The organism is Microcoleus sp. N3A4 (assembly GCF_036701805.1).
GTDB lineage: Bacteria > Cyanobacteriota > Cyanobacteriia > Cyanobacteriales > Microcoleaceae > Microcoleus.
Window position 1 is genome coordinate 1 of sequence record NZ_JAUBRJ010000154.1, and the last position, 3,261, is coordinate 3,261.

The window sequence follows — 3,261 nt, forward strand, 5'->3', positions numbered from 1 at the left end:
GGCACAGATATTTTTCCTACACTGAATGTATGATAATCCTTAGTCATTAAAGCCAGAACTGCGGAATGTGGGTTACAGCTATAACCCCAGGCATTTTTACCTTTTTCCCTCAAATTCAAGGAGCTTTTTTATGAATTGGCTAAATCAACAATTAGCAGGAATCATCGCAATTTACTTTCTCGCTGCTGCTGAATCAGTTCAAAAAGATCCGCTAATTGACCAACGCGGAGAAACTATTGTGGACGTTGGCGTTGTCCTCCTGGCGGTTAGTTTAGTGATGGCTGTCAAGATTATTAGCCCGAAAGTTGAACACGCTATTCTGCTCGCTATCTTTCTCAGCTTGGCATTAATTGCTTTCTTTTTCATTAAATAAGCTGCTACGCATCTAAATTGAATACAGAGACGGGCTCTCCTGCCCGTCCCACAATAATTGTAGAAACATTGACTGTAAAATTAGATGCACAGCAGCTTAGCAGAACTTGCGTTGCAGCTCCGATTTTCGATTCACCGTCAACTGTCAACTGTCAACTGTCAACTGTCAACTGTCAACTGTACTCTCAATTACTGGAGAAAAATGATTGTATGAACAACCCAATTTATCAGACTGTCATCCTTGGTGGTGGTTTTGCTGGTCTGTTTACAGCTTTGCATCTAGCGCACGAACACTATCCTCGAAGCGTCATCCTAATTGATAGCTCTGAACGCTTTTGTTTTAAGCCTTTACTTTACGAGTATTTTAGCGGCGAGATGGACGCTAATCAAGTTGTACCAACTTTTAAGGAACTGCTCGAGGATAGCGGTATCATTTTTGTGCAAGATACGGTTCAATCGATCGACCTCCATGAACGGGAAGTCAAATTAACTTCCGGGGACTGCTACAACTACAGCAACTTAGTTTTAGGTTTAGGTAGCGTTACGGGCTATTTTGGCGTTGAGGGTGCCAAAGACTATGCTTTTGATTTTCGCACCCAAGAAAATGCGATCGCGCTCGATCGCCACCTGCGCGACTGCTTACAGCGAGCCGTTCAAATCGAAGACCCCGAACAACGTCGTCGGCTGCTAACTGTAGCTGCGATCGGTGGAGGTCCAAGTGGTGTGGAAATGGCAGCTACTTTAGCCGATTTGCTACCTCACTGGTATGAGGCATTGGGAGGTAATCCTCAAGAAATTCGGGTGGTACTAATCAATCACGGTAGCGAAATTCTCAAGGGTGATATTAACAGTCATCTCCGCGAAACCGCCGAGCAGGAATTGGAAAAACGCGCTGTACCAGTGGAGTTAATCGCGGGAGCAGAAGCGACGGCTATTCGTCAAGATTCAGTTGAATATAAGCGCGATGGTAAGTCCGAGATACTATTAGCATCCACCACGATTTGGACAAGTGGAACGGCTACACATCCACTGATTAAAAACTTGCCAATTCCCGACGAACACCGCGATAAAAATGGTCGCGTTCACGTTACTCCTACTTTGCAGTTACCCGATTTTCCCGAAGTTTTTGCGGGTGGTGATTGTGCGGTGGACGTACAATCATCAACGGTTGAGGGTCGCGAGTACGAGCATCTAGAACTGCATCCCGAACTCATATCTTACTCCTCTGAACCACACAAGGATACGAAACCTCTGCCTGCCACAGCCCAAGTAGCCTATCAGCAAGGAGCTGCGATCGCGCATAATCTGAAAGCGATCGCTTTAGGACATGAGCTAAAACCAGCTCAAGTTAACCTACGCGGAACTCTCCTCAAACTAGGGTTAGAAAATAGTGCTGCTAACATCTACGATGTTTTTCAAGTGACAGGCGAAGTCGGTCATCTGATTCGCCAAGGCAGTTATCTAGAACTATTGCCAACTCCGGTTCATAACTTCAAAGTCACTACAGACTGGCTAAAAGACGAGATATTCCACGAACATATCAATTCTGGTGATGGGGTAAAACAAGCTGTCAAGGTTGCTCAAGTGGTTGGTGGAGTAGTCGTGGGCGCTATAGTTGCCAAAAAATTGCTGAATATGCTAAGTCATGACGATCGAGACCAGAAATCCTGATCGGGAATCGGAGGACGCAAGCCCCTAGTTTTTAGCTATGGGGCTTGGATAAAGCGCGTAACTCATCCCAAGAGTAGTGCCGGGGCAACTCAATCTCCTGGTTATCGGCTCCCAAGTCCAATCCTATGGCCTCGTTGACCTGCTCAGCTACTTCTGCGGTCACTTCTGCGAGGGCATTTCCGGCGATGCTACCGGCGATCGCCCCCGCCACTGCTCCCAGCGTTGCGCCTACGCGCCCACCGACTGAACCCCCAATTGCGGCACCGGCAACACCACCGCCTGCTGCACCAAGACTTGTGACGAGGGGATGGGAACTAGATTGCTCTGGAGTGGAGTCGGGGTTTTGATGATGCTGTTTGTCGTTCACGATCGTTTTTTCCTTAGCTTAAAACTACAAGACTTGCACTTATGACGCGAACCCGCGATCGAAGTGCCTGTAGGGACACGGCAATGCCCATTGGTGTCAACTTAAGCAGTTGACTCCCAAATTTCTTGATCGACAGCAGCATTCTCAAGGGTGCCACTTTCGCTCTTGTTTAATCAGACCCAACATTTGATGATGCTCGACTAAGTAGGTGACTGCATCTGTAATTTTCCCCCTTAACAAAGAGCGGGAAAAATGATATAATCCACGAAATACCATCTCTACTGAAATGCGTTCTTTGGGTGGTAGTCCTGCACAGTCAGTATAATTAATGGTTTTAATTGATAGATAAACTGGCGTTATACTCATGAATAAAATACCAAAGAGCTGCCGATATGATTGGAGAGTTTTTTAGAGAAGGAAAGAGTCTTTCTCCCCAATCGAGATATTCTTTGTCTCGCGGTATCATTAAATCTTTCTATATAGTTGGTCTGACCAGTATCCTTTCCTACAGCTCTGTGTCTTTTTTTAGGAAAAACTATTCCATAAGAAAGGACAAAAGTCTGTATAACTGACAGCACATTGACTCTGGAACTGCCCGCACGTGAATCCCACAATCCCCTCGCACTCTTGTTCATCTCTTTTACCAATATATACTCCTACAATCTATGAAAGTCAACACATCAATTGCTAACCAACTCCACTGCTTGTTACCCTTGTCTCCTACAAATGAATGACCGCATTTCATCACATTGAATAGTTAGCTTTCCCTTTTTTTTTAGGTTCTTCCTTACTTACTATGCTAAATCAATAGCTAAATCAGTGAAAATATCTGAACAAATATATAGAAAAGT

General features: G+C 45.1%; 4 protein-coding genes. 2 read left to right on the forward strand and 2 right to left on the reverse strand.

The features are described from left to right. The first annotated feature begins 130 nt into the window (after positions 1-130). Positions 131-373 (forward strand): hypothetical protein, encoded by a 243-nt coding sequence (locus QUA56_RS36310; protein WP_333368816.1) that lies wholly within the window; start codon positions 131-133, stop codon positions 371-373. A gap of 209 nt (positions 374-582) precedes the next feature. Continuing rightward, entirely contained in the window at positions 583-2,043 is a 1,461-nt protein-coding gene (locus tag QUA56_RS36315) for an NAD(P)/FAD-dependent oxidoreductase (protein ID WP_333368819.1), read from the forward strand. A 31-nt stretch (positions 2,044-2,074) separates the two neighbouring features. Here QUA56_RS36315 and QUA56_RS36320 read toward each other — a convergent pair whose 3' ends face one another. Both QUA56_RS36320 and QUA56_RS37060 read right to left on the reverse strand, forming a co-directional pair. Further along, positions 2,075-2,410 (reverse strand): hypothetical protein, encoded by a 336-nt coding sequence (locus QUA56_RS36320; RefSeq protein ID WP_333368822.1) that lies wholly within the window; start codon positions 2,408-2,410, stop codon positions 2,075-2,077. Between the two features lie 362 nt (positions 2,411-2,772). Then, complete coding sequence (locus tag QUA56_RS37060; RefSeq protein WP_445242983.1) at positions 2,773-3,045, reverse strand: IS1 family transposase; 273 nt, start codon at positions 3,043-3,045, stop codon at positions 2,773-2,775. Between the last annotated feature and the right edge of the window lie 216 nt (positions 3,046-3,261).